The sequence below is a fragment of the Terribacillus halophilus genome (assembly GCF_900101385.1).
GTDB lineage: Bacteria > Bacillota > Bacilli > Bacillales > Amphibacillaceae > Terribacillus > Terribacillus halophilus.
In genome coordinates this window covers 1-1,354 of record NZ_FMZB01000021.1, presented here as the reverse complement: position 1 = coordinate 1,354, position 1,354 = coordinate 1, and the positions used below count along the sequence as shown (strand labels likewise).

Annotated in this window: 12 tRNA genes; all 12 read left to right on the top strand. The window is 53.0% G+C overall.

From position 1 onward, the window contains the following. Positions 1 to 75 precede the first annotated feature (75 nt). Positions 76 to 150: transfer RNA gene (locus BLQ53_RS18610), tRNA-Asn, on the top strand. Between the two features lies 1 nt (position 151). Continuing rightward, a tRNA-Ser gene (locus BLQ53_RS18605) sits at positions 152 to 243 on the top strand. 21 nt (positions 244 to 264) lie between these two features. Further along, positions 265 to 339: transfer RNA gene (locus tag BLQ53_RS18600), tRNA-Glu, on the top strand. A 20-nt stretch (positions 340 to 359) separates the two neighbouring features. Beyond that, positions 360 to 435 (top strand) — tRNA-Val (locus BLQ53_RS18595). Between the two features lie 36 nt (positions 436 to 471). Continuing rightward, positions 472 to 546 (top strand) — tRNA-Met (locus tag BLQ53_RS18590). 84 nt (positions 547 to 630) lie between these two features. Further along, positions 631 to 707, top strand: a tRNA-Asp gene (locus tag BLQ53_RS18585). A 21-nt stretch (positions 708 to 728) separates the two neighbouring features. Continuing rightward, positions 729 to 801: transfer RNA gene (locus BLQ53_RS18580), tRNA-Phe, on the top strand. A gap of 9 nt (positions 802 to 810) precedes the next feature. Then, positions 811 to 896 (top strand) — tRNA-Tyr (locus tag BLQ53_RS18575). A gap of 1 nt (position 897) precedes the next feature. After that, positions 898 to 971, top strand: a tRNA-Trp gene (locus tag BLQ53_RS18570). 15 nt (positions 972 to 986) lie between these two features. Next, positions 987 to 1,061, top strand: a tRNA-His gene (locus BLQ53_RS18565). A gap of 73 nt (positions 1,062 to 1,134) precedes the next feature. Continuing rightward, positions 1,135 to 1,209 (top strand) — tRNA-Gly (locus BLQ53_RS18560). 5 nt (positions 1,210 to 1,214) lie between these two features. Continuing rightward, positions 1,215 to 1,288 (top strand) — tRNA-Cys (locus tag BLQ53_RS18555). Positions 1,289 to 1,354 lie beyond the last annotated feature (66 nt).

Sequence of the window (1,354 nt, the reverse complement as noted above, 5' to 3'; positions counted from 1 at the left end):
AGTTAAGCTCTTCAGCGCCGATGGTAGTTGGGTTCGCCCCTGCGAGAGTAGGACGCTGCCAGGCAATACGATTATTCCACAGTAGCTCAGTGGTAGAGCTATCGGCTGTTAACCGATCGGTCGCAGGTTCGAATCCTGCCTGTGGAGCCACGGAGAGCTGTCCGAGAGGTCGAAGGAGCACGATTGGAAATCGTGTAGGCTGCTACAGCGGTCTCGAGGGTTCGAATCCCTCGCTCTCCGCCATCACAACTCATATACATAGATGGCCCGTTGGTCAAGCGGTTAAGACACCGCCCTTTCACGGCGGTAACACGGGTTCGAATCCCGTACGGGTCACCATTTATTTTCAAGACCAATCCGGAGGATTAGCTCAGCTGGGAGAGCATCTGCCTTACAAGCAGAGGGTCGGCGGTTCGAGCCCGTCATCCTCCACCATCTATATCTAGTTTCATAGAGAATACCTTTTATCATCGCGGGGTGGAGCAGGGGTAGCTCGTCGGGCTCATAACCCGAAGGTCGCAGGTTCAAATCCTGCCCCCGCAACCATAATAATTCACTTACTACGTCAATATTTCTTCTTGGCTAGTGAAAAATGGGAGTACACGAAGTGTGCAAGCCTAATTTACAAGTGGTCCGGTAGTTCAGTTGGTTAGAATGCCTGCCTGTCACGCAGGAGGTCGCGGGTTCGAGTCCCGTCCGGACCGCCACTTATAAAATGAATACATAATGGCTCGGTAGCTCAGTCGGTAGAGCAACGGACTGAAAATCCGTGTGTCGGCGGTTCGATTCCGTCCCGAGCCACTCTCAATCGGAGGGATAGCGAAGTTGGCCAAACGCGGCGGACTGTAAATCCGCTCCCATCGGGTTCGTAGGTTCGAGTCCTACTCCCTCCACCATAGGGGTATAGTTTAATGGTAGAACAACGGTCTCCAAAACCGTCGGTGTGGGTTCAACTCCTACTACCCCTGCCATAACATATTGATCATGGCGGTCGTGGCGAAGGGGTTAACGCACCGGATTGTGGCTCCGGCATTCGTGGGTTCGATTCCCATCGATCGCCCTCCATATAGCTTTAGGCTATAGCCAAGTAAACAGGCAAGGATTCCATTGGAATCCTTGAAGCCTGACTTGTATGCGGAAGTAGTTCAGTGGTAGAACACCACCTTGCCAAGGTGGGGGTCGCGGGTTCGAATCCCGTCTTCCGCTCCAAAATTGGCGGCATAGCCAAGTGGTAAGGCAAAGGTCTGCAACACCTTGATCACCGGTTCAAATCCGGTTGCCGCCTCCATAGAATATTTTATAACATGCCGGTGTGGCGGAATTGGCAGACGCGCACGACTCAAAATCGTGTTCC